Origin of the sequence: Rhizobium sp. SSA_523 (genome assembly GCF_030435705.1) — a bacterium.
Lineage (GTDB): Bacteria > Pseudomonadota > Alphaproteobacteria > Rhizobiales > Rhizobiaceae > Neorhizobium.
Window position 1 is genome coordinate 701399 of record NZ_CP129381.1, and the last position, 23183, is coordinate 724581.

22 protein-coding genes are annotated in these 23183 nt (G+C 61.8%); 19 read left to right on the top strand and 3 right to left on the bottom strand.

Annotated elements, in window-relative coordinates:
- Positions 1-44 precede the first annotated feature (44 nt).
- On the bottom strand, positions 45-1367 hold the full coding sequence (locus QTJ18_RS04525; RefSeq protein WP_301557765.1) for a TolC family protein: 1323 nt from the start codon (positions 1365-1367) through the stop codon (positions 45-47).
- Between the two features lie 304 nt (positions 1368-1671).
- Here QTJ18_RS04525 and QTJ18_RS04530 point away from each other — a divergent pair, with 304 nt between their 5' ends.
- From QTJ18_RS04530 to QTJ18_RS04545, 4 genes are all read left to right on the top strand, one after another.
- Positions 1672-1809 (top strand): hypothetical protein, encoded by a 138-nt coding sequence (locus QTJ18_RS04530; protein ID WP_252753199.1) that lies wholly within the window; start codon positions 1672-1674, stop codon positions 1807-1809.
- 223 nt (positions 1810-2032) lie between these two features.
- Positions 2033-2314: an acyl carrier protein gene (locus QTJ18_RS04535; RefSeq protein ID WP_252753198.1), complete on the top strand. Its 282-nt coding sequence runs from the start codon at positions 2033-2035 to the stop codon at positions 2312-2314.
- Positions 2311-3504 carry a beta-ketoacyl-[acyl-carrier-protein] synthase family protein gene (locus QTJ18_RS04540; protein WP_252753197.1) on the top strand — a complete coding sequence of 398 codons (1194 nt, stop codon included), beginning with the start codon at positions 2311-2313 and terminating at the stop codon, positions 3502-3504. Before QTJ18_RS04535 ends, QTJ18_RS04540 begins: the two co-directional genes overlap by 4 nt.
- Positions 3505-3512: 8 nt before the next feature.
- Positions 3513-4877 carry an aspartate aminotransferase family protein gene (locus QTJ18_RS04545; protein WP_252753196.1) on the top strand — a complete coding sequence of 455 codons (1365 nt, stop codon included), beginning with the start codon at positions 3513-3515 and terminating at the stop codon, positions 4875-4877.
- Positions 4878-4919: 42 nt separating this feature from the next.
- On the opposite strand, the gene QTJ18_RS04550 is transcribed toward QTJ18_RS04545, so the two are convergent.
- A complete protein-coding gene (locus QTJ18_RS04550; RefSeq protein ID WP_252753195.1) occupies positions 4920-5165 on the bottom strand; it encodes a hypothetical protein in 246 nt (81 codons plus the stop codon).
- Positions 5166-5489: 324 nt separating this feature from the next.
- On the opposite strand from QTJ18_RS04550, the gene QTJ18_RS04555 reads away from it, so the two are divergent.
- The 8 genes from QTJ18_RS04555 (at position 5490) to QTJ18_RS04590 (ending at position 14849) form a co-directional block, all read left to right on the top strand.
- Positions 5490-6443 (top strand): sugar-binding transcriptional regulator, encoded by a 954-nt coding sequence (locus tag QTJ18_RS04555; protein WP_252753194.1) that lies wholly within the window; start codon positions 5490-5492, stop codon positions 6441-6443.
- Between the two features lie 143 nt (positions 6444-6586).
- Positions 6587-7906: an ABC transporter substrate-binding protein gene (locus QTJ18_RS04560; protein ID WP_252753193.1), complete on the top strand. Its 1320-nt coding sequence runs from the start codon at positions 6587-6589 to the stop codon at positions 7904-7906.
- 276 nt (positions 7907-8182) lie between these two features.
- Entirely contained in the window at positions 8183-9055 is an 873-nt protein-coding gene (locus QTJ18_RS04565) for a carbohydrate ABC transporter permease (RefSeq protein ID WP_252753192.1), read from the top strand.
- 5 nt (positions 9056-9060) lie between these two features.
- On the top strand, positions 9061-9891 hold the full coding sequence (locus QTJ18_RS04570; RefSeq protein WP_252753191.1) for a carbohydrate ABC transporter permease: 831 nt from the start codon (positions 9061-9063) through the stop codon (positions 9889-9891).
- A gap of 26 nt (positions 9892-9917) precedes the next feature.
- Positions 9918-10922 (top strand): ABC transporter ATP-binding protein, encoded by a 1005-nt coding sequence (locus QTJ18_RS04575; RefSeq protein ID WP_252753190.1) that lies wholly within the window; start codon positions 9918-9920, stop codon positions 10920-10922.
- Between the two features lie 67 nt (positions 10923-10989).
- The gene (locus tag QTJ18_RS04580; protein WP_252753189.1) at positions 10990-12471 is read left to right on the top strand and encodes a mannitol dehydrogenase family protein; all 1482 of its coding nucleotides are present in this window, start codon (positions 10990-10992) and stop codon (positions 12469-12471) included.
- A 9-nt stretch (positions 12472-12480) separates the two neighbouring features.
- Complete coding sequence (locus QTJ18_RS04585; RefSeq protein ID WP_252753188.1) at positions 12481-13191, top strand: HAD family hydrolase; 711 nt, start codon at positions 12481-12483, stop codon at positions 13189-13191.
- A gap of 56 nt (positions 13192-13247) precedes the next feature.
- Complete coding sequence (locus tag QTJ18_RS04590) at positions 13248-14849, top strand: FGGY-family carbohydrate kinase (protein WP_252753187.1); 1602 nt, start codon at positions 13248-13250, stop codon at positions 14847-14849.
- Here QTJ18_RS04590 and QTJ18_RS04595 read toward each other — a convergent pair.
- Positions 14842-15231, bottom strand: a complete 390-nt coding sequence (locus QTJ18_RS04595) for a response regulator (protein WP_252753186.1) — start codon at positions 15229-15231, stop codon at positions 14842-14844. The two genes, QTJ18_RS04590 and QTJ18_RS04595, sit on opposite strands and share 8 nt — an antisense overlap.
- 308 nt (positions 15232-15539) lie before the next feature.
- Here QTJ18_RS04595 and QTJ18_RS04600 point away from each other — a divergent pair, with 308 nt between their 5' ends.
- The 7 genes from QTJ18_RS04600 to QTJ18_RS04630 all read left to right on the top strand — a co-directional run bounded on the left by QTJ18_RS04600 (position 15540) and on the right by QTJ18_RS04630 (position 23141).
- Positions 15540-16622 (top strand): LacI family DNA-binding transcriptional regulator, encoded by a 1083-nt coding sequence (locus QTJ18_RS04600; RefSeq protein ID WP_252753185.1) that lies wholly within the window; start codon positions 15540-15542, stop codon positions 16620-16622.
- Positions 16619-17641 (top strand): ABC transporter substrate-binding protein, encoded by a 1023-nt coding sequence (locus QTJ18_RS04605; RefSeq protein ID WP_252753184.1) that lies wholly within the window; start codon positions 16619-16621, stop codon positions 17639-17641. Before QTJ18_RS04600 ends, QTJ18_RS04605 begins: the two co-directional genes overlap by 4 nt.
- Positions 17642-17815: 174 nt before the next feature.
- The gene (locus QTJ18_RS04610) at positions 17816-18643 is read left to right on the top strand and encodes an ABC transporter permease (RefSeq protein WP_252753183.1); all 828 of its coding nucleotides are present in this window, start codon (positions 17816-17818) and stop codon (positions 18641-18643) included.
- Positions 18640-19419 carry an ABC transporter permease gene (locus QTJ18_RS04615; protein ID WP_252753182.1) on the top strand — a complete coding sequence of 260 codons (780 nt, stop codon included), beginning with the start codon at positions 18640-18642 and terminating at the stop codon, positions 19417-19419. The genes QTJ18_RS04610 and QTJ18_RS04615 overlap by 4 nt, the downstream gene beginning before the upstream one ends.
- Positions 19412-20437, top strand: a complete 1026-nt coding sequence (locus QTJ18_RS04620; RefSeq protein ID WP_252753181.1) for an ABC transporter ATP-binding protein — start codon at positions 19412-19414, stop codon at positions 20435-20437. The genes QTJ18_RS04615 and QTJ18_RS04620 overlap by 8 nt, the downstream gene beginning before the upstream one ends.
- A 5-nt stretch (positions 20438-20442) precedes the next feature.
- On the top strand, positions 20443-21366 hold the full coding sequence (locus tag QTJ18_RS04625) for a nucleoside hydrolase (protein ID WP_252753180.1): 924 nt from the start codon (positions 20443-20445) through the stop codon (positions 21364-21366).
- Entirely contained in the window at positions 21363-23141 is a 1779-nt protein-coding gene (locus QTJ18_RS04630) for an adenine deaminase (RefSeq protein ID WP_252753179.1), read from the top strand. Before QTJ18_RS04625 ends, QTJ18_RS04630 begins: the two co-directional genes overlap by 4 nt.
- The last annotated feature ends 42 nt before the right edge of the window (positions 23142-23183 follow it).

Sequence of the window (23183 nt, forward strand, 5' to 3'; positions counted from 1 at the left end):
TTCACCCTTCCCTCACCTCACCCGAGCACGCGCGGACGCCGCTGTCAGCGGAAACTGCGCGCGGTCAAACCGACATCGCGAGGATCGAGGTCTCCCATCACGGCAAGCAACCGGAAGCCCGCCAGCCGCTTGGCATGTTGCGCATCGGCAAGCGCCACCGTGGCAGTGAGCGCCGTCTGCTGGGCCTCCAACAGATCGGTGACCGTCCGCTCCCCGGCCTCGATTTCCGCCGCGACCGCTTTCACCGCGGCCTTCGCGCCCTCGGTCTGCTTCTGGATGTCGCGCAGTTGCGCGTCGTAGGACCGGTAGATCTCGAACTGTTTGCGCGCTTCCGTCGACAGTTGCAGCGAGGCATCCTGGCGGTCCCAGCGGCGCTGGAGGGCCTGGGTTCGCGCAAGATCTGCAGCCGGCGCAATTGTTGCGTCGAAGATGGGCACAGAGGCGCGCATCAGCACGGCAGAATTATCGACTCGATCAATGGCCGGCGTCGTGTCGAACGCGCGGGCGACCCTGCCGACGAGACTGATGGTCGGCAGGAATTTTCCGAGAGCGGCGCGTGCCTGGTAGTCCGCTTCCTGTTCCAGATGAACCGCCATCTTGACCTTGGGGTTCTGCTGGCCGGCGCGCTCGGCGGCATGCCCGGCGCTGTCGGGCAGACGGAAGCGGGCCAGATCCAGCACCGCGCCTTCGGGCAGCGGGTGGCCGGTGAACTGCTGATAGGCGAGCTCGGCGGTGTCCACTGCGGTTTCCGCCTGCTTTTGCGTGGCCTTGGCACCTTCCAGTGCAGCGTCCGCCAGCCTGACCTGCGAAACCGTCACCAGTTCATCATTGAGGAGGCGCTTCGCCAATTTGCTCGCCTCACGCCGCCTGCCGGTGGCCTGGCTATAGGCAGCGAAGATCGCCCGCGCCCGGATCACCTCAAGCGCGCGCTCGGCCCGCTCCAGCATCAGCGTCTGGCGGGTATCGAGCGATGCCTGTGCCGCATAGGACACGCCCTCGCGTGCCGCCTTGATCCGGTTGAGGTTCTGAAACCTGTCGAACAGTTTCCACGAGACTTCCACGCCCAGGGTCGAGGGATCGCGTTTGCCGTAGGCGTTCGGGCTTCCCATCGTGATATCCGGCGAATAGGAAATGCGCCCTCCCATGACCCACTCCCCCGCCGCCGCCACCTTCGGCAGCAGGTCGGCCGTCGCAAGCCTCAGCCGCGCATCCGCGATGGAGCGCAGGGCGGAATCCTGATTGAGCCTCAGTTCAAACTGGGAAAAATCCTGTATCTCCTGTGAAAATGCGCTGCTTCCAATTATAACTGAATATAACAATATAATTGAAGTCAGATATCTAGCTGACGGATGCGGGAGCCGAAGCATTCGGCGCGTGCAGATCCTGCTGCGTCCATGCCCATTGCTAACCTTGAGAGAGCGCTGCGACGGCCACTCTCTATTCACCCGTTTCCACAATATAATCATGGTGATAACCTTGCGGGGCCGTCGGCTTGCCGACACTTTGTCTGCCTCAGCCTTTTCATATGTAAATCTCTACCTATTAATAGTTAATCAATTTCCAAATCGCTTAGAGGTCATTTTATATTGCCTCAAATCGGGAACTACGGAATATAAACACTGCGACAGCGAAGATTGTCGTATAAAACTCTAATATACACGGAGAACGACCATGCAGGAACTCAAGCTAGAAGATCTGAAGAAGCGCGGCGGCGGCGTCGGCACGTGCGGTTACGACAAGGGCAATGGCGGCGGCAGTAATGCGAATTGCGGCTGCGGCAGCAAGAGCAATAGCTCCAAGTGCAGCTGATTGCATCTTGAGGCGCGAAAGTGTTAGATACTCAGCATTCTGAATCTGACACTTTCGCACACGCTCGCGATTCCAAGAATTATCTCACTTATTACTCGATCATGATGCTCGATTTGAGTGATTTCACACAAGCAGGCGCGGCGCCTTCAAAGTCAGTGAAGTCGCTGTCAGTTCGCCCCGCATATCCCCGACTCTCGCGGCGAAATACCAGAAGGATCCGAAAATGACGAATGAAACATTTCTTCGCATCCGGGATATACTTGTCGAAAAAGCGGCGAAGGATCCGTCGATGATCCACGTCGAGACGAAGCTCGAAGATCTCGGAATCGATAGCTTCGACTTTATCGAATTCGTATTCTTCGTCGAAGATGCGTTCGGAATCCAGATCGATGTCAATTACAATGATATCGGGTCCCGCCTGAAGACCGTCGGGGATGTTGCCAAGGCCGTCGACGATCTGCTCGCTGCCAAGCGAATGAAGACGCTCGGTTCGGACGCCGCATGATGCGCAGCGTCTTCGTCACCGGTTATGGCGTCATCTGCCCGAGCGGCAGCGACAGCTCGACCTTCTGGAAGACGCTGACCGACGGCCATGCCCATACCGCAGCCCCGCGCTGCATTCCCGGCTCGCCATTGCGCGTGGCCGAGCTGTGTGACGAGACCTTTCTGGACGGGATCGACGTAAAGCCCGTTGCGCTGGACCGCAGCGCGCAATTCGCCGTGAAGGCCTCGCATGAGGCGCTGGCCATGGCAGGTATCGTGAAGGGGCATTTCGACCCTGTCCGGATCGGCATTGTTCTCGGCAATGGCGGCGCCGGGCTGACGACGCTCGATGAACAATTCCGTCGCCTCTATGGCGACAAGCAGCCCCGGTGCCATCCGCTCGCCGTGGCGAAATCCATGTCCAGTTCCTCGGCCAGCTGGGTATCGATCGCCTTCGGCATCCGTGGCCCCACATTCGTCATTGCCAGCGCCTGTGCCTCCGGAACCCATGCCATCGGCGTGGCGATGCAGATGATCCAGTCAGGCATCGTGGATGTTGCGCTGGCAGGCGGCTGCGAGGCGCCCCTCAACGAAGGCACCATCCGCGCCTGGGACAGCATGCGGATTCTCTCGCCGGATGTCTGCCGGCCCTTCTCCAAAGGACGTCTCGGGCTGACGCTTGGCGAAGGGGCCGGCGTGCTGGTGCTGGAGGCTGAGGACCATGCCCGCGCAAGGGGTGCCACATGCCATGCAAGGCTTGCGGGCTTTGCCTGTTCTGCCGATGCTGCCGACATGTTCAATCCATCGGCGGAAGGCATGGAAGGCGTCATGCGCGAGGCGGTGGCGAATGCCGGACTCGCGCTGTCCGACATCGGCTATATCAATGCGCATGGCACCGGCACCATGGCCAATGACGTGACCGAAAGCCGCGCCGTCTGCGCCGTTTTCAACGATGCGCCTCCGCCGACCAGCAGTACCAAGAGCATGACGGGCCACGGGCTCGGCGCGTCGGGCGGAGTGGAGGCGGTCGCAACGGTGATGGCATTGGCACAAGGGCTCCTGCCGCCGACGGCGAATTTCCTGGAGCCCGATCCGGATTGTCCTCTCGACTGCATTCCCAATGTCGCTCGAAAGGCCCAGGCCCTTGCGGCTCTCAGCAATTCCTTCGCATTCGGCGGGTTGAATGCCTCGCTGGTCCTGACCAGAGCATAAGGAGCGCCATGCCGCAGGAGCACGATCCGCAGAGCCTTTCGGACCTGGACATGGCGCATCACCTGCACCCCTTTGCGGATATGCGCGTGCAGCAACAGCATGGCGTGCGCGTAATGGTCGAGGGCGATGGTCTTTACGTGACCGATTCCGCCGGGCATCGCTATCTCGATGCCTTTGCCGGCCTCTGGTGCGTCAATGTCGGCTACGGCCGGCGCGAGATTGCCGATGCCGTCCACAGGCAGATGACGGCCCTGCCCTATTACAACACGTTCTTCGGAACGACGACGGAACCAGCCGCCCGGCTGGCCGAGCATATCTGCCGCCTCGCCGGTCCTCGCATGAACCATGTCTTCTTCACCAATTCCGGTTCCGAAGCCAATGATACCTGGCTGCGCATGGCGCGCCTTTACTGGCGCTGCCGGGGCGAACCGGAACGGACCGTCGTCATATCAAGACACAATGCCTATCACGGCTCGACCATTGCCGGCGCGAGCCTCGGCGGGATGCGCCACATGCATGAACAGGGCGATTTGCCCATCCCCGGCATAGAGCACATCGGCCAGCCGTACTGGTATGGCGAGGCCGGAAATCTCAGCCGGGAGGCGTTCGGCCTTGCCCGCGCCCGTGAACTGGAGGAAAAAATTCTGGAGATCGGCCCGGATCGGGTCGCGGCCTTCGTCGCGGAGCCGATCCAGGGTACCGGCGGGGTGATCGTTCCGCCCTCCACCTATTGGCCGGAGATCCAGAGGATCTGCAAGCGCTATGGCATTCTGTTGGCGGTGGATGAAGTGATCACCGGCTTCGGGCGCCTCGGACATTGGTTCGGCTATCAGCATTACGGTATCGAGCCGGATTTCTGCGCCATCGCCAAGGGCCTCTCCTCAGGCTATCAGCCGATCGCCGGTGTCATCGTCGCGGATCGCGTCGCCGATGTGCTGATCAATGATGCTGGCGCGTTCCAGCATGGCTTTACCTATTCCGGCCACCCGGCTGCGGCGGCTGCCGCTCTTGCCAATCTGGCCATTCTGGAACGGGAGAAACTCGTCGAACGGGTGCGCGACGATGTCGGACCCTATTTCCAAGCGGCGCTGCGAAGCCTCGAGGATCAGCTGATGGTGGGAGAAACCTCGGCTGTCGGGCTCCTCGGCGCCGTTCAGCTGACGCTTGAGAAATCGACGCGGACCCGCTTCAGCAGACCGGGCGACATAGGCATGGTCGTGCGCAATTTCTGCTTTCGCGACGGGGTCATTCTTCGCGCCGCCGCCGATCGTATTCTGCTCGCACCGGCTTTTACCATCACGCGCGATGAGATCGACCATATCGTCCGAACCCTGCGGGCCGTGCTGGACGAGGTGGTGGCGGAGCTATCGTGACACGCCGCTGCTCTCGGTCCAGCCGGAGGAGCCGGCCGCGGATCAGCGGAACAGACCGGCGGGGTTCCAGGCCGAGAGCGTGCCATAAATGCCGAAGATAACGGACAGGGCAACGAGCAACATCAAGCCACCGAAGATCAGTTTTCTCTGCATTCCTATAGCCTTTCTTGCATGGTCGGCCTCGACGACCGGACCGGTTCGCCCGTTGGCGCCGGCATCGGAGAGGTTTGATATCACCGCCAGCAGCGTCCGTAAGGGTTGATTACCGGTCGCGATGACAATCAGCAAGCAGGCTCCGGTCCGACGACGATCCTCTGGCGGAGCGGTGGCGGCATGATGCGGGCTGCGGCTCATCGGCCAAGGCCTCGCCATGATGTTTGACACACATGGCCAATCATGCCAGCAACTAAGACGAATGGACATCCAGAGCTCGAGGCGTGGCATGGGCAGATTTGGTTCAGGTTCAGGAGCGCAGCCGCCAATGGATTGGCTGGTCCTCATCCTCTCCGAAGGCGATGGCGAGGCCCGTCCGGCCTGCACCCGTCACAGCAGGAGCGCCGCGCAGCATTGCGCGATGCGCTTTCGGCCTCACATGCGCATCCGGACGTAACCATGGCAAGGCGGTCTGATACGCAAGGGCGGCTCGACGATGCGGCGCGGGCGGGCTGGCTTTATTATGTCGCCGGTCGGACGCAGGACGAAATCGCGACCGCCATGGGCATTTCGCGCCAGTCCGCCCAGCGGCTCGTCTCGCTCGCCGTCGCAGAGCGCCTGATCAAGGTGCGGCTGGATCATCCGATTGCGGCCTGTCAGGAACGCGGCGAAGCGCTGGCGCAGAGATATGGCCTGCGATATGTCGAAGTCGTCCCTTCCGATCCAGCCGGCACATCGACGACGGTTGGCATTGCCGAAGCGGCCGCGGCGGAAATCGAGCGGTGGCTGAAGCGACCCGACCCGATCGTTCTGGCAATCGGAACCGGCCGTACGCTGAAGGCCGCGGTGGATCAGCTGCCAAGCATGGAATGCCCGCAGCACCGAATCGTTTCCCTCACCGGCAATATCGGGCCCGACGGATCGGCCGCCTTCTACAACGTCATCTTCTCGATGGCCGACGCCATCAAGGCCCGTCACTATCCGATGCCGCTGCCGGTCCTATGCCCCTCGGCCGAAGAGCGCGACGCGCTGCACATGCAGTCGCTGGTCCAATCCACCTTGAAGCTCGGCGCCGAGGCGGACGTGACATTCGTCGGCGTCGGCGAACTCGGCACAGAGGCGCCGCTCTGCGTCGACGGCTTTCTCGCTCCGGAGGAGATGGCGGAGCTGATCTCTGCCGGCGGCGCCGGCGAAATCTGCGGCTGGATCTTCGATCACGAGGGACGCCTGCTTTCCGGACCGATCAACGAACGTGTGGCCAGCGTGCCGATTCCCTCGACCATCCGCTCAACCGTCGTCGGTGTGGCCATGGGACAGCGCAAAGAAAAGGCCATTCTGGCCGCGCTGAAGGGCGGCCTTCTCAACGGATTGATCACCGACGAGCGAACTGCCGGGCAATTGCTCAGACAGTGAGCAGATTTTTCTGAACCAAATCAAACCCCTAATTTCCAGCGGTGCATTGCAGCAACGAATGACGCTTGACATCTGTAGGTGTGAAATGAGTAATTGCCCACGAGCGAAGCTAATGCTCATTTTAGATCTTCTGGGAGGAAGAGATGACATTGAAATCCATTCTGCTGGGCGCAGTTTCCGCGCTCGCCCTTTCCGGTATCGCCTCCGCCGAGACGCTGACCATTGCGACGGTCAACAATGGCGACATGATCCGCATGCAGAAGCTTACCGACGACTTCAAGACGAAGAACCCCGGCATCGATCTGGAATGGGTCACGCTGGAAGAAAACGTTCTTCGCCAGCGGGTCACGACGGACATCGCGACCAAGAGCGGCCAGTACGACATCATGACCATCGGCATCTATGAAGCGCCGATCTGGGGCAAGCAGGGCTGGCTGGCACCGCTTGACACTCTCGCAGCGGACAAGTCCTACGACGCCGATGATCTTCTTCCGCCGATCCGCTCCGGCCTGACGGTCGACGGCAAGCTGTATGCCGCTCCCTTCTACGGCGAAAGCTCGATGGTGATGTACCGGAAGGACCTGTTTGACAAAGCGGGCCTGAAAATGCCGGATGCCCCCACCTGGGACTTCATCGCCGATGCCGCCCGCAAGCTGACAGACAAGTCCTCCGAAACCTACGGCATCTGCCTGCGCGGCAAGGCCGGCTGGGGCGAGAACATGGCCTTCCTGACGGCCGCTTCCAACTCCTTCGGCGCACGCTGGTTCGACGAGAACTGGAAGCCGCAATTCGACCAGCCGGAATGGAAGAACACGCTCGACTTCTACGTCAAGCTGATGAAGGATGCCGGTCCTCCGGGCGCATCCTCGAATGGCTTCAACGAAAATCTCGCGCTGTTCCAGACCGGCAAATGCGGCATGTGGATCGATGCCACGGTCGCCGCCTCCTTCGTGACGAATCCGAAGGAAAGCAAGGTCGCCGATCAGGTCGGCTTCGCGCTCGCCCCCGACAATGGTCTCGGCAAGCGCGGCAACTGGTTGTGGTCCTGGAACCTTGCCATTCCGGCCGGTTCCAAGAAGGTGGAAGCCGCCGAGAAGTTCATCGCATGGGCAACCAGCAAGGACTACCTCAACCTCGTTGCGGAGAAGGAAGGCTGGGCGAACGTTCCTCCGGGCACGCGCACCTCGCTCTACAACAATGCCGAATACACCAAGGCTGCGCCTTTCGCGAAAATGACGCTCGACTCGATCAACTCCGCCGATCCCAAGCAGCCGACCGTCAAGCCTGTGCCCTATGAAGGCGTGCAATACGTTGCCATTCCGGAATTCCAGGGCATCGGCACGGCCGTCGGCCAGCAATTCTCGGCAGCGCTGGCCGGCCAGGTCACCGTCGACCAGGCGCTGAAGAATGCGCAGCAGTTGACGGAACGGGAAATGGCGAAGGCCGGCTATCCGAAGAAGTAAGACTTCGTGTTTCGTGAGCCGCAGTCCATGCGGCTCACCCCCTCTGCCCTGCCGGGCATCTCCCCCTCAAGGAGGGAGATCGGCAAGATGCCAGGCCACTGCAATGACACAACGCTGCAGTGGAATGTCTCGCTGCTGATCGGTGCTGGGGTTTGAGCGGGCGAAACACGGTGATCTCCCCCGCTTCAAGGGGGAGATCACCGGCGGGACAGAGGGAGGGGTCCCTCACATCGCAAAACTCAATTCTCAATTTCAACATCGCGGAGGCGTGCTTTCATGGCGACGACCCACACACGCTCGGCAGCGCGCCTGATGATGGCGCCCTCCGTCATCTTGCTGCTGGCCTGGATGATCGTGCCGCTCTGCATGACCATCTATTTCTCCTTCCTGCGCTACAATCTCCTGATGCCGGGCATGGAGGAATTCACAGGCTTCCTGAACTATCAGTTCTTCCTGAGCGATCCGGCCTTTTTCGATGCGCTCATCAACACGCTCCTCCTGGTCGGCGGGGTCCTCGCCATCACCGTGATCGGCGGCATGGCCTTTGCACTCCTGCTCGATCAGCCGATCTTCGGGCAAGGCATTGTCCGCATCCTGGTGATTGCGCCCTTCTTCGTCATGCCGACGGTGTCCGCCCTCGTCTGGAAGAACATGTTCATGAACCCGGTGAACGGGCTCTTCGCCTGGATTGCCCGCAGCCTCGGCTTCGCGCCGGTGGATTTCCTCGCGGCGATCCCGCTGATCTCGGTCATCATCATCGTTGCCTGGCAATGGCTTCCCTTCGCCACGCTGATCATGCTCACCGCGCTGCAATCACTTGACGAGGAGCAGAAGGAGGCCGCCGAAATGGACGGCGCCGGCTTTATCCCGCGCTTCATCTATATCGTGCTGCCGCACATGGCGCGGGCAATCACCGTCGTGATCCTGATCGAGACCATCTTCCTCCTGTCGGTCTTTGCTGAAATCCTGGTGACCACCAATGGCGGACCGGGCACGGAAAGCACCAACCTCACTTATCTCGTCTATGCCCAGGCGCTGTTGCAATTCGACATTGGCGGGGCATCCGCCGGCGGCATCGTGGCGGTCATCCTCGCCAATATCGTCGCCATTTTCCTCGTCCGCCTCATCGGCAAGAATCTGGAGGCCTGAAGACAATGGCACGCAAGGTTTCCACCCGCCGCAAGCTGGTCACGAGCGCCATCGCCTGGACCATCGGGATCCTGATCTTCTTCCCGATCCTGTGGACATTCCTGACCAGCTTCAAGTCCGAGGGCGATGCGATCGCCTCGCCGCCGGTCTTCCTGTTCTTCCACTGGACGACGGAAAACTACATCGAGGTGCAGAGCCGTTCTGACTACGCGCTGCACTTCTGGAATTCGGTCATCATGTCGCTGGGCTCCACGCTGCTCGGCCTGCTGATCGCCATTCCTGCCGCCTGGGCCATGGCCTTTTCGCCGACCAAGCGGACCAAGGACGTGCTGATGTGGATGCTGTCGACGAAGATGATGCCGCCGGTGGGTGCGCTGATCCCCGTCTATCTGATCTTCCGCGATGCCGGGCTCCTCGATACCCGCATCGGCCTCGTGATCGTCCTGACCCTGATCAACCTGCCGATCATCGTCTGGATGCTCTACACCTACTTCAAGGAGATTCCGGGCGAGATTCTCGAAGCCTCCCGCATGGACGGAGCGTCGCTGGCCAAGGAGATCATCTACGTCCTGACGCCGATGGCGGTCCCCGGCATCGCCTCTACACTCCTGCTCAACATCATTCTGGCATGGAACGAGGCATTCTGGACGCTGAACCTCACCACGTCGAAGGCAGCACCGCTGACCACGTTCATCGCCTCCTATTCCAGTCCGGAAGGCCTCTTCTACGCCAAACTGTCGGCCGCTTCGACCATGGCGATCGCACCGATCCTCATTCTCGGCTGGTTCAGCCAGAAGCAACTTGTTCGCGGATTAACTTTCGGCGCCGTCAAATAGGCAGCGGATAAACAAGGAACACCCTCATGGGCAGCATCACCCTGCGCAATGTTTCCAAGATCTTTGGCGAAGCGAAAGTCATTCCTTCCATCGATCTTGATATCTACGACGGCGAGTTCGTCGTTTTCGTCGGACCGTCCGGCTGCGGCAAGTCCACGCTCCTGCGGCTGATCGCCGGGCTTGAAGATGTCAGCGGCGGCGAGATCATTATCGACGGGCAGAATGCCACCGAGGCCGCGCCCGCCAAGCGCGGGCTGGCCATGGTCTTCCAGTCCTATGCGCTCTATCCGCATATGAGCGTGCGCTCCAATATCGCTTTCCCGCTGAAGATGGCCAATGTCGACAAGGCGGAGATCGACCGCAAGGTCACGGATGCCGCTCGCGTCCTCAACCTCACCGATTATCTGGAGCGCAAGCCGCGTCAGCTCTCCGGCGGGCAGAGGCAGCGCGTGGCCATCGGCCGCGCCATCGTGCGCCAGCCGAAAGCCTTTCTCTTCGACGAGCCGCTCTCCAATCTGGACGCGGCGCTGCGCGTGAACATGCGGCTGGAAATCAGCGAATTGCACCAGACTCTGAAGACGACCATGATCTATGTGACGCATGATCAGGTCGAAGCCATGACCATGGCCGACAAGATCGTCGTGCTCAACCGCGGCCGCATCGAGCAGGTCGGTTCGCCGCTGGATCTCTACCGCAAGCCGGCCAATCTCTTCGTCGCCGGCTTCATCGGCTCGCCGCGCATGAACCTCATCGAAGGTGATTTCGCCAGAAGCCAGGGCGCCAAGACAGCTGGCATCCGGCCCGAGCATATCCGCCTGTCCCACGACAGCGGCCTGTGGGAAGGCACCGTCACGGTTGCCGAACACCTCGGATCCGACACTTTCCTGCATGTGGACGTCAAGGGCATCGGCCAGATCACGGCGCGGGCGGGCGGCGAATTCGACTGCCGGCACGGCGACCGCGTCTATCTGACGCCGGACCAGGACAAGCTCCACCGGTTCGGTGAGGACGGGCTCGCGCTGCCCCAGTAATCAATCGCCCGGCGCGCCGGGCGAATGCGACATTTCAAGTTCTGGACCCTTCGAGGACCAATCGATCATGACCGTGAAACTTTCTCTCTCTGCGCTCCCGGATCTCGCCAAGACGGCCGCGGTGCCGAGCTACGCGCAAAATCGCCTGCAGGCAGGTATCCTGCATTTCGGTGTCGGCAATTTCCATCGCGCCCACCAGGCCGTCTATCTGGACGATCTGTTCAATGAAGGCCTTGACCATGATTGGGGCATTGTCGGAGCCGGCGTTCTGCCCTCCGATCAGGCGATGCGGGACAAGCTGTCGGCGCAGGATTTCCTCACCACGGTTGTCGAGCAGGACAATAATCGCACCGCGGCCCGCGTCACGGCGCCGATGATCGACATCCTGCCGATCGGTGATGCCGCTGCCATCATTGCAGCGCTTTGCAATCCCCGCATCCGGATCGTGTCGCTTACCATTACCGAAGGTGGCTATTTCATAGACGCCAATGGCCAGTTCAATCCGCAGCATCCTGCCATTCAGGCGGATGCCGCCAATCCGGATGGGCCAAAGACGGTCTTCGGCCTGATGATTGCCGGCCTCAAGGCGCGCCGCGATCGAGGCATCACACCGTTCACCATCATGTCCTGCGATAATATTCCGGGCAATGGCCATGTGACGGAAAGCACCGTGTGCGGCCTCGCCAGGCTTTCGGATCCGGACCTCGCCGACTGGATCCAAGACAACGTTTCCTTCCCCAACTCCATGGTTGATCGCATCACGCCTGCCACGGGAGCGCGCGAGATCGATCTCCTGTCCAGCCAGTTCGGTATCGAGGATAACTGGCCGGTCTTTTGCGAGGAATTCAAGCAATGGGTCATGGAGGATCGGTTTCCGGCCGGCCGGCCCATGCTGGAGCGGGTCGGCGTGCAATTCGTGCCGGACGTTGCACCCTATGAACTGATGAAGATCCGCATCCTGAATGGTGGCCACGCCGCGATCGCCTATCCTGCGGCCCTGCTCGACATTCACTTCGTTCATGAAGCCATGGAACATCCGCTGATCCGCGCCTTCCTGGCCAAGCTCGAACATGACGAGATCATCCCCGTCGTGCCACCGGTACCGGATACCGATCTTGCAGATTACTTCCGCCTGATCGAGCGGCGGTTCGCAAACCCCAAGATCGGCGACACCATTCCGCGACTGGCGCAGGACGGCTCCAACCGCCAACCAAAGTTCATTTTGCCCTCCACCGTTGATCGCCTGCAGCGGGGCGAGGATATTGTCGGGCTCTCCCTCGTCTCCGCATTGTGGTGCCGCTATTTTGCCGGAACCTCGGACAGCGGCCGAGACATCGTCTTCAACGATGCGAGCGCCGAGCGCCTGCACGCCTCGGCCCTCCAGGCAAAAAGCAATCCCATGGCCTTTCTGGCGCATGATGACATTTTCGGCGCAGTCAGCGGCTCGGCGCATTTCCAGGCCCGTTTCGCGCATGCGCTGCAAACCCTGTGGACCAAAGGCACTGCCGAAACGCTTCAGCTCTATCTCGACGACGGCCTGGCGGTTTAGACTGATGCCATGGAACAGGCTCGTGATTCCCTGCTGATCTTCGATTGCGACGGCGTGCTGGTGGACAGCGAGCCCCTGTCCATCCGGGTGCTGATCGACGCGGTCGAGGCACATGGCGGCACGCTGGACGAGGCGGAAGCCTACCGCAAATTTCTGGGCCGCAGCCTGTCCAATCTTGTCCAGGTCCTCGACAGCGATTTCGGGCTTTCCGCCGATGCAGCGTTTCTCGAGCGCATGCGTCGCGATCTGTATCAGCGATTCAAGCAAGAGCTGAAACCGATCCGGGATGTCGACGCCGCGCTGCAGGTGCTGCCGTATCGCCGATGCGTCGCTTCGTCGAGCCAGCCCGAGCGCATCCGCCTGTCGCTTGAACTGACGGGCCTGCTGTCGTTTTTCGAGCCGCATATCTTCAGTGCGACCATGGTGGAGCGCGGCAAGCCGGCGCCGGATCTCTTTCTGCATGCGGCGCGGGAAATGCAGACCGACCCCTCGCGCTGTATCGTGATCGAAGACAGCCCGGCCGGCATCAGGGCAGCGCAGTCGGCCGGCATGGCCGTGTTCGCCTTCACGGGCGGCTCGCATGCCGATCGTCAGGAATATCGGGCGGAAATCGCAGAGCTTTCTCCCGAGGTTACATTTGACGCGATGGCCGATTTGCTCCACCTTGTGCACGCATTCAACAGTGGGAGGATCTCTCTTCCGACGCTTCGCCCGACGTGACAGCAAAGCGCGCCAGGGCTCTGGTCACAACCGACGGACGAGGGAAGAAACGGTATATGGGCGATCTGGTGGTGGCGGTCGATGTGGGGACGACCAGCGCACGTGCTGGCGTCTTCGACCTGTCCGGCCGGCTTCTGGCGAAGGCCCGCCATCCGATCCTGATGGTCCGGCAAAGCGATATTCTTGCCGAGCATTCGTCCGAAGATATCTGGCAGGCCACCTGCCTGGCCGTTCGTGCGGCCATGGGCGAAGCGGACATCGCGGCGGCCGACGTCAAGGGGATCGGCTTTGACGCAACCTGCTCGCTGGTCCTGCGCGCCCGGGACGGCACGCCCCTCAGCGTCTCGGCGAGCGGCGGGGCAGGTCTCGACACGATCGTCTGGTTCGATCACCGGGCGGTTGCGCAGGCCGAGGCCCTCAATGCCACGCACCATCCTGTCCTTCGCTATTGCGGCGGAACGATCTCGCCGGAGATGCAGATCCCGAAGCTGATGTGGCTGAAGCAGCAGATGCCGCAATGCTGGGCGCGGATCGGCCATGCGTTCGACCTTGCCGATTTCATGACCTGGCGGGCGACAGGCTCCGCGGCGCGATCGCGCTCTACGCTGAGCGCGAAGTGGAACTTTCTCGCGCATCGGAATGAGGGATGGGATACGGACTTTCTTGCCGCCGCGGGGCTTGATGATCTGCTCGAAAGAGCGGGTCTGCCGCAGAGTGGCCGGGCGGTGGGCGACAGCCTGGGCCGCCTGACGCCAGAGGCTGCACGCGACCTTGGCCTCTGCGAGGAATGCCTCGTCTCGCCCGGAATCATCGACGCCTATGCCGGTGCGCTGGGGGCGCTTGGTGGCGCTGCGGCGCGGTCGGGTGCCTCGGGCGATCTCGCCTTGATCGGCGGAACATCCAGTTGCGTCGTCTCCCTATCCTCGCAACCGGTGTTCACCAACAGCCTCTGGGGTCCGTTTCACGGCGCGCTTCTGCCCGATCTATGGCTGGTGGAGGGGAGCCAGTCCGCCGCGGGGGCGCTGCTTGATCATATCGTCGCCATGCACGCAGCCGGTGGAGAGCCGACCGCGGCACGGCATCACGAGATCATCGAACGCATTACCCTCCTCAGGCAAGAGCAAGCCTTCGACTTTGGCCGTTCGCTGCACATCCTGCCGGACTTTCACGGCAATCGGGCGCCGCTCGGCGATCCCCGCGCCACGGGCACCATAGCCGGCCTGACGCTGGACCGATCCTTCGACGGCCTATGCCGCCTGTATTGGCGCACATGCGTCGCCCTCTCGCTCGGCATTCGCCAGATTCTCGAGACCATGATCGCGACAGGCCATCCGGTCGAGACGCTTCACCTGGCAGGCGGCCATGTGCAGAACAGCCATCTGGTGGAACTCTATGCCGATGCAACCGGCTTCAAGATCCGCGTTCCGGCCGCTCCCGACGCAGTGCTTCTGGGGACCGCCATGGCGGCGGCCGCGGCGGCGGGATGCTTTACCACCCTTGCGGACGCTGCAAGCGCCATGGATCAGGGCAGCCGGCTGATGCTCCCGAACCCGGCCGCGAGGCGGATCTACGATCGCGACTACGCCAGATTTCGCGCGATGCAGCGCCACAGAGCGGAACTTGCCGGCATGGATGACGAAGCCGAGGCCGTCAATTGAGCTTTGCATTGCCCGAGCCAAAGAGCTCGCGGGCGATCACATTCAGTTCCTTCGGCTTCTCGCAGAGCGCAAAGCCGGTATAATTCTTCGGAAGGGCGGATGCACTGACGCTTGTTGCGAAGAGGAAGGGGATCTTGCGTTGCACCAGGCGATCGGCCACGAGAAAGACGGTCTCATCTCTCAAATGAAGGTCGAGAATGGCGGCATCGACCCGCTCCGTCGCCAGCTTCTCCAGCGCATCGCTTGCGGTGGCGACAGGACCAATGATCACAACTCCCGCCCGTTTCAGCGCCCGGCCAGTGTCATCCGCAAGGAAATAAGCATCCTCGACGATCAAGATCCGCTTGCCGCGAAAGAGACCTATGGAATCGGGGTTCTTCACTGGGTCTCCTGTTAATTGACGGGATGTCATGCCACGCCGCGCGAAATAGTCATGCGCGGAACAATCTTACGTGCCGGTGAGGCGCCGTTTTCTGGTCACGCCAGGGGACCAATGCTGGCCTTAACCAGCATCCACACCAACAGTTCCTGACGGGGCCGTGATTTGCCGCTTTCTCCACAGAGGCATTGAGACTGTGTGATCCGGAGCCCTCACCTTGATGTGGAAAGGGTTCAACGCATGAGGATGGACTCGACATGGCGCTGTGGCTTCGGTACAAGATTGATTAATCGATTAATCAGGGCAGATGCATGTCCCTTCCGCGCGCCGGCTCCAGTTTGCACCAGATCGCATCGCTTCTCGGCGTGTCGTCGGCAACCGTGTCGAATGCCCTGGCGGGAAAAGGCCGCGTTTCTGCCGAGCTGGTGGAAAAGATCCGGCTGACGGCGTCGCAGCTCGGCTATGTTCCCAGTCAGACAGGGCGGGCCTTGCGCACCGGCCGCACCCATGTTCTCGGCCTGGTCCTGCCCAATATCGCGAACCCGCTTTTCCCGCAGATTGCACAAGCCATAGAGCAATGCGCTGCCAAGGCCGGCTACGGCATACTGATTGCCGATTCCCACGGCGATATCGCCGCACAGACAGCGGCCATCAAGCGGTTGATCGAGCGTTCCGTCGACGGGATCATCGTCGTGCCCCGCCGCGGAACCCGAATTGCGGATGCCGGACGACCTGTCGCGGTCATCGACAGTCCCTCCACGCCCGGCAATACGGTTTCCGCCGATCACTGGCAGGGCGGCCAGGCCATTGTCGACCATCTCGCCGCTCTTGGCCACAGACAGTTTCTGCTGATCGGCAACAACCCCGATTCCAACGTGCAGAATGATCGGATCGGCGGGATGAGGTCACGGCTCCCGGCGGGAGGCCGCGCGGAGATCCTGTGGATCGAGCTGCATGAGAGGCAGCGGGGAAGCGGCGTGCTGCTCGGTCTCAGGGAGAAGGTGGCGGAGGGCTTTACGGCCTTCTGCGCGGTCTCGGACCTCCACGCCTTGCGAGCCCTTACCGAATTGCAGGGTGCCGGGATCGCTGTTCCGCAACAGGCGAGCGTGACCGGTTTCGACGATCTGGTCTTCTCATCCGTCATCACGCCTGGTCTCACCACGGTGCGGATGGACATGGCGCTCATTGCGGAGATCGCCATACGGTCTCTGACACAGACAATCGAGCACGAGACGATGGCCACACAGGAACAACCGCGGCAGGCACGAAGCACGCTTGTCGCTGCGGAACAAAAAAGCGTGCCAATGGCGCTGGTCGTCCGTCAGACCTCTGGACGGGCAGCGCAACAAAAACAACCGATGATGGATCTGCTTCCGGAAGGAGAACACGGATGACAAAGATACTGATGGCATCAGCCACCGCACTCTTGATGACGACGAGCCTGGCACTGGCTCAGGAAAAGGTCTTGACCGTTTCGGTCTACGCCTTTGCGCAGGACGACTTCAAGGCGATCGTTTACGATCCCTTCGAGAAGATCTGCGGCTGCAAGCTGGTCGTCGAGACCGGCAACAGCGTCGAGCGGCTGGCCAAAATGGAAGAATACAAGGACAATCCGGTTGTCGACATGGCCGTCGTGTCCATGGCCGATGCGCTTGCAGCATCGCGCAAAGGGCTGATCGACAAGATCGACACGTCGAAGCTTTCCAATTTCAACAAGCTCTACGACGTTGCCAAGGATCCGAACGGCGACGGCATGAGCGTCGGCTACACCTTCTACGCCACGTCCATCGTCTATCGCACGGACAAGATGAAGATCGAATCCTGGGGCGACCTCCTGAAGGATGACATCGTCTCCCACGTCGCCTTCCCGAACGTGACCACCAATCAGGGACCGCCGGCTCTCTATATGCTCGGTCAGGCTCTGGGCGGGGATGCTCCCGACCTCAAGGCGCCGATCGACGCCGTGGGCGCCAAGAAGGACGAGATCGTCACCTTCTATGTCAAGTCCTCGCAGCTCGTGCAGTTGATGCAGCAGGAAGAGATCTGGGCAGCGCCGGTGGGACGTTTCGCCTGGGCGCCGTTCACCAAGCTCGGGCTGCCGATCGCCTGGGCAACGCCGAAGGAAGGCCAGACCGGCGGCATGAACGTCATGATGGTCACCAAGAATTCCAAGAACCGCGACCTGGCGCTGCAGTTCATGGATTTCTGGCTGTCCACCGAAGTGCAGACGAAGCTGGCGGAGAAGCTGATCGACAGCCCGGCCAATTCAGAGGTCAAGGTATCCGACGAGGTTGCCAACAACATCACCTATGGCGCCGAAACGGCTGAGAGCCTGAAGCTCATCCCCTCGGATGTCGCGCTCGATTACCGGGACCAGTGGCTGAGCGAATGGAATGCGAAAGTCGGCCAGTAAAGGCCGACGGGCGGCAAGCCGCAGTCGCCGCGGCGGCTGCCCTTGGTCTGCACCCTGATCCCGGTCTCCACCCCGTGCGACGGGGTGGAGATCAGGGTTAAATGACACCAGACGTGTAATATTGCAGATGCGGCATGAGATCGTCCGCAGCTGCGCCAGTTGAGGCAAACCAGAATGTTCCAGAATCGCACGGCGGGATTGGCGCTCGCACTGCCGGCGGCCTTGTTCGCGGCCCTTGTCTTCCTCGTGCCGGTCGCCCTCTTGCTGTCGGAAGGCTTTCGCAGCGCCGATCAATGGACGCTCTCTGCCTATGTGGATTTCTTTGCCCAGCCGCTCAACCGGGCGGTCTTCCTGCGTACGCTGAAACTTGCCGCGCTTGTCACCGTCGTTGCTGCGGTGATCGGCTATGCGGCGGCTTATGCCATCGTGTCGCTGCCGCCGGGCTCCAAGGGCAAGATGATCGGCCTGGTCGTCCTGCCGCTGATGATCTCGCCGGTTGCCCGCACCTATGCCTGGATCGTCATTCTCGGACGGACCGGCATCGTCAACCAGGCCCTGCAAGCCATCGGGCTGACGGATGAGCCTTTCCGCATCCTGTTTTCCGAGACGGCGATCTTTGTCGGCCTGCTGCAGCTCTTTCTGCCGCTGATGATCATCTCCTTGATCTCCGCACTGGAGAACCTGCCGCGCGACGTCGTCCCGGCCGCCCGCATTCTGGGCGCCGGCTGGCTCAGCGTCTTCTGGAAGATCATCCTGCCGCTGACGAAGGAAGGTCTCGTCATCGGCGGAACGCTGGTCTTCACCGGATCGATGACGGCCTACATCACCCCGGCCATTCTCGGCGGGTCCAAGGTGCTGATGCTGGAGACCCTTCTCTACCAGCAGGTCAGCGTCTCGAATAATTTCGTCGCCGCCAGCGTCATTGCCTTCATCCTCATCGTCATGAGCTTTGCCGCCAACATCCTCCTGAAACGCATTGCCAGCGCAAGGAGCGGCAAATGATCCAGCGCCTCGTCACGCCCACAATCCTGTTCCTGGTGATGCTGTTCCTCATCGGGCCCTTCCTCATCATCGTGGCCGCCTCCTTCTCGGCCGGGGAGACGCTTGCCTTCCCTCCACAGGGCCTGTCGTTCCGCTGGATCATCAAGGTCTTCACCATTGAGAGCTTCCGTCAGAGCTTCGGCATCTCGATGTTTCTTGCCATCGGCGGAACCCTTGCGGCCCTTCTCCTCGGCATTCCGGCCTCCTACGCCATGTCGCGCTACCGCCTGCCCTTCTCGGAAACGGTACGATTCCTGGTCTCCATGCCGATCATCGTCCCGGGGATCATCGTGGGCCTGGCCCTGCTGCGCTATTTCGTGATCCCGGTCGGCATCCCGGTCATCCTGGCGCTCTTCATCGCCCATACGGCGCTTATCCTGCCCTATGCAGTCCGCGTCGTCTCGGCCAGCCTGGCCAATCTGCGTGCCGACATGGAGGAGGCGGCGGTCATCCTCGGCTCCTCCCGGCTCGGCGCCTTTTTCCGCATCGTGCTGCCCAATATCCGCGGCGGCATTCTCTCGGCCTTTATCCTGGGCTTTGTCACGAGCTTCAACCAGGTGCCCGTTTCGCTGTTTCTGTCCGGCCCCGGCGTGCGCACCCTTCCCATCGACATGCTGGGTTACATGGAAAATGTCTTCGATCCCTCCATCGCGGCACTCTCCTCCCTGCTTGCCTTCCTCTCCATCGGCATCGTCTTTGCCGCCGAACGCTTCCTTGGTTTTTCCCGCTATGTCTGATCAAACCTATCTCTCTCTCGAAAAGCTCTCGCTCGCCTATGGCAAGACGGTCGCCGTCAAGGATCTCGACCTCTCCATCAAGAAAGGCGAGCTCCTGGCTCTGCTCGGCCCTTCCGGCTGCGGCAAGACGACGACCATGCGCGCCATTGCCGGGCTGATGAAGCCCGTCGGCGGAAAGATCGTGCTCGATGGCCGCGACATCACCCATGTGCCGGCCAACAAGCGGGAAATCGGGCTTGTTTTCCAGTCCTATGCGCTTTTCCCGCACCTGACGGTCTTCGAGAATGTCGCCTTCGGTCTGCGGATGAAGGGAATGGACGGCCAGGATCTGCGCCGGCGGGTGGAAGACGGTCTGCGCTCCGTCGGCCTGTCGGAATTCGCCGACCGCAAGGCGACCGATCTTTCCGGCGGACAGCAGCAGCGCGTCTCGCTCGCCCGCTCAATGGTCGTTCAGCCCAAGCTGCTGATGCTCGACGAGCCCCTCTCCAATCTGGACGCGCGGCTGCGCCTGGACATGCGCAGCGAGCTGCAGCGGCTGCAGAAGGAGACCGGCATGACGATGATCTTCGTCACGCATGACCAGGTGGAGGCGCTGGCGCTGGCGGACAAGATCGTCGTGATGCGCAATGGCGCGATCGAACAGATCGGCACGCCCGAACAGATCTACAACCAACCGGCCTCCGCTTTCGTGGCCGATTTCGTCGGCTTCGAAAACATATTCGAAATCCGCAACGGCATGCTCGTCTCGGAATCGGGAGACGCGGTCATGCCGGCTGATGGTCGCGACGTCTCCGGCCTCGCCTGGCGTCCGGGCATGGTCGTGCTCGGCGAGGGATCGCAGACCGGAACTGTCAGGGGCGTCTCCTTTGCCGGCAATATTCGCGGCTACACGCTGGACACGCCGCTCGGCACCATCCGCGCCGAGGTGGATGCCGCCCTTCCCGCCTATCAATTGGGCGAGACGGTCCGATTCGACCTGCCAGTCACGAATGCCGCACCGCTGCAGCGCGTCGGATGAGTGCCATGGGCATCTGGATCGATACCGATATGGGCTTCGATGATATCGCGGCCATTTTCGTCGTGCAGCAGGCGGGACTGACGATCGACGGCATATCGCTGGTCTTCGGCAACACCGTCTTTGACCAGGTCTGCGCCAATGCAGCCGGCGCCGCAGCCGCTTTCGGCTGGTCCTTCCCGCTTCATGCCGGCCGGAGCGGCCCGGTCATGGGGCGCCTGGAGACAGCGCAGGCCATCCTTGGCGAGACCGGAATCCCAACCCTTGGCCAGTCGCTTCCAAGGCTTGCCGGCCATTATCCGTCGCTTGCATTCGACGCGCTTTGCCGATGGCTGAGCGAAGACACGGGACCGCGCCGCATCCTGGCGCTCGGCCCGCTGACCAATATTGCGGCGCTGGTTCTGGCGAGGCCGGATCTGGCTGCGCGGATCACGGACCTGACCTGGATGGGCGGCGGCGTGACGCGCGGCAATCATACCGCTTCGGCGGAATTCAATGCGCTCGCCGATCCCGAAGCCGTGGCGATCATTCTCTCGCATCGGCTGCCGCTGCGCATGGTCGATCTCGATTTTTGCCGCAAGATCCAGGCAGGTCCTTCCGATGTGGACGCCATTCGGGCCGCCGGTGGCCGCAATGCGGGTCTCCTGGCAGACCTGTTCGGGGGCTTTGTCGACATCGCTCTATCGCGCGGGCGTCCCAGCATGGCGCTCTACGATCCCGCCGCCGCCGTAGCCTTCACGCATCCTCACCTGGTGACGTTCGAACCGGCTCGCATCGACATGGAATGCGCCGGCCAGTTCACGCGCGGGCGCACCGTTGTGGAGACCCGGCAGAGTCATGGCGAGTTCAATGCCCATTTCGCCGCTGATTGCGACGCGCAGCGCGTGAAGGCGGCAATCATCGATGCACTTGCAACGGAGGCCGCACGATGACGTCGCATATTGCAGGCGAACCTTCCGATCTTCATGATGAGCACCTGCGCACAAAAGCCGTGGCGGCGGCGCGCGGAGATGCGCCTTTCGACAGGCTGATCGTCAACGGCGTGCTGATCGACATGGTGACAGGCGAGCAGCGCCGGGCCGATATCGGCCTGGTGGGGCCCCTGATCGCCAGCGTCCATGCGCCCGGTTCCCGCACCGACGCGATGGAGCTTATCGATGCCGGCAATGGCTATATCAGTCCCGGCCTGATCGATACACATATGCACATCGAGAGCTCGATGGTGACGCCTGCCGCCTATGCCGGCGCCGTCGTGCCGCGCGGGGTGACCACCATCGTCTGGGACCCGCACGAATTTGCCAATGTGCATGGGGTCGCCGGCGTCCGGTTCGCGGTGGATGCGGCGCGTGGCCTGCCTCTGCGCATGGTCGTGCTTGCCCCGTCCTGCGTGCCCTCGGCACCCGGGCTGGAATTGAATGGCGCGGATTTCGATGCCGACGTCATCACGGATCTTTTGTCCTGGCCGGAAATTGGTGGCATTGCGGAAGTGATGACCATGCAGGGCGTGATCGATCGGGAGCCCCGCATCAGCGCCATCCTGCAATCGGGTCTCGACGCCGGTAAACTGATCTGCGGCCATGCCCGCGGCCTCGGCGAAAACCGCCTGGCGGCTTTCATGGCGGCTGGGATCACCTCCGATCATGAACTGACCTCGGGCGAGGATCTCCTCCAGAAACTCAGGGCCGGACTTTCGATCGAGCTGCGCGGTTCGCATGATCATCTCCTGCCGGAATTCGTGGCAACGCTCAATCGGCTCGGCCCCCTGCCGCAGACGATCACGCTCTGCACCGACGATGTCTTCCCCGATGATCTGCATGAGCGCGGCGGTCTTGATGATGTTGTGCGCCGTCTGGTGGCCTACGGACTTGATCCGGTCAAGGCGCTGCAGGCGGCGACGCTGAATGCCGCCCGTCGATTGGGCCGCGAGGATCTGGGCCTGATCGCCAGTGGACGCCGGGCGGATCTCGTCGTGTTCGAGGATCTCCGGAGCCTGCGGGCGCGCCATGTCATCGTCAATGGGAAGGTCGTCGCCGCATCCGGACGTCTTCTTGATCCTTTGACAGCGCTTGAAACTGCCGGTCTGAAGCAGTCGATGAAGATTGACCCGGTCACCGCAGATGGTTTTCGGGTTCCCGCAGCGGGAGAGCGAGTTAGGATTGCGACCATCGACAAGCCGCGCTTTACCGCCTGGGGAGAGATGGAGGCGCAGGTCCGCAACGGCACGGTGGTTCCGCCCGATGGCACGACGCTGATTGCGGTTGCGCATCGACATGGTCGCGCCGATCCGCGTCCGCGTGTCGGCTTCCTGCTTGGCTGGGGCCAATGGCGCGGCGCTTTTGCGACAACCGTTTCGCACGACAGCCATAATCTCACGGTCTTCGGCGGCAATGAGGAGGATATGGCGGTCGCTGCCAATGCAGTCATCGCGGCCGGCGGCGGCATGGCCGTTGCACGCGACGGCGCGATCGAGGCCCTGCTCCCGCTGCCCGTCTCAGGTCTCGTCAGTGAACAATCCCTGGATTCCGTAGCGAAAGGCTTTACCGAACTCCGGTCCGCCATGGACAAGATCGTCGACTGGCAGCCGCCTTATCTGGTGTTCAAGGCCTGTTTCGGCGCCACTCTTGCCTGCAATGCCGGACCGCACCAGACGGATCGCGGCATTGCGGATGTGACGACAGGCCGTCTGCTTCAAACACCTGTGCTGTGATCCTTAAAGACCCCGCCGTTTCATCGCGACAGCGGGGCCAAT

Excerpts from the sequence above, each read along its gene's own strand:
- QTJ18_RS04560 (WP_252753193.1), top strand. The coding sequence starts at position 6,587 with ATGACATTGAAATCCATTCTGCTGGGCGCAGTTTCCGCGCTCGCCCTT.
- QTJ18_RS04535 (WP_252753198.1), top strand. The coding sequence starts at position 2,033 with ATGACGAATGAAACATTTCTTCGCATCCGGGATATACTTGTCGAAAAA.
- QTJ18_RS04620 (WP_252753181.1), top strand. The coding sequence starts at position 19,412 with ATGTCTGATCAAACCTATCTCTCTCTCGAAAAGCTCTCGCTCGCCTAT.
- QTJ18_RS04625 (WP_252753180.1), top strand. The coding sequence starts at position 20,443 with ATGGGCATCTGGATCGATACCGATATGGGCTTCGATGATATCGCGGCC.
- QTJ18_RS04575 (WP_252753190.1), top strand. The coding sequence starts at position 9,918 with ATGGGCAGCATCACCCTGCGCAATGTTTCCAAGATCTTTGGCGAAGCG.
- QTJ18_RS04605 (WP_252753184.1), top strand. The coding sequence starts at position 16,619 with ATGACAAAGATACTGATGGCATCAGCCACCGCACTCTTGATGACGACG.
- QTJ18_RS04630 (WP_252753179.1), top strand. The coding sequence starts at position 21,363 with ATGACGTCGCATATTGCAGGCGAACCTTCCGATCTTCATGATGAGCAC.
- QTJ18_RS04610 (WP_252753183.1), top strand. The coding sequence starts at position 17,816 with ATGTTCCAGAATCGCACGGCGGGATTGGCGCTCGCACTGCCGGCGGCC.
- QTJ18_RS04530 (WP_252753199.1), top strand. The coding sequence starts at position 1,672 with ATGCAGGAACTCAAGCTAGAAGATCTGAAGAAGCGCGGCGGCGGCGTC.
- QTJ18_RS04590 (WP_252753187.1), top strand. The coding sequence starts at position 13,248 with ATGGGCGATCTGGTGGTGGCGGTCGATGTGGGGACGACCAGCGCACGT.
- QTJ18_RS04580 (WP_252753189.1), top strand. The coding sequence starts at position 10,990 with ATGACCGTGAAACTTTCTCTCTCTGCGCTCCCGGATCTCGCCAAGACG.
- QTJ18_RS04525 (WP_301557765.1), bottom strand. The coding sequence starts at position 1,367 with ATGCTTCGGCTCCCGCATCCGTCAGCTAGATATCTGACTTCAATTATA.
- QTJ18_RS04600 (WP_252753185.1), top strand. The coding sequence starts at position 15,540 with ATGTCCCTTCCGCGCGCCGGCTCCAGTTTGCACCAGATCGCATCGCTT.
- QTJ18_RS04565 (WP_252753192.1), top strand. The coding sequence starts at position 8,183 with ATGGCGACGACCCACACACGCTCGGCAGCGCGCCTGATGATGGCGCCC.
- QTJ18_RS04555 (WP_252753194.1), top strand. The coding sequence starts at position 5,490 with ATGGCAAGGCGGTCTGATACGCAAGGGCGGCTCGACGATGCGGCGCGG.
- QTJ18_RS04570 (WP_252753191.1), top strand. The coding sequence starts at position 9,061 with ATGGCACGCAAGGTTTCCACCCGCCGCAAGCTGGTCACGAGCGCCATC.
- QTJ18_RS04540 (WP_252753197.1), top strand. The coding sequence starts at position 2,311 with ATGATGCGCAGCGTCTTCGTCACCGGTTATGGCGTCATCTGCCCGAGC.
- QTJ18_RS04585 (WP_252753188.1), top strand. The coding sequence starts at position 12,481 with ATGGAACAGGCTCGTGATTCCCTGCTGATCTTCGATTGCGACGGCGTG.
- QTJ18_RS04615 (WP_252753182.1), top strand. The coding sequence starts at position 18,640 with ATGATCCAGCGCCTCGTCACGCCCACAATCCTGTTCCTGGTGATGCTG.
- QTJ18_RS04545 (WP_252753196.1), top strand. The coding sequence starts at position 3,513 with ATGCCGCAGGAGCACGATCCGCAGAGCCTTTCGGACCTGGACATGGCG.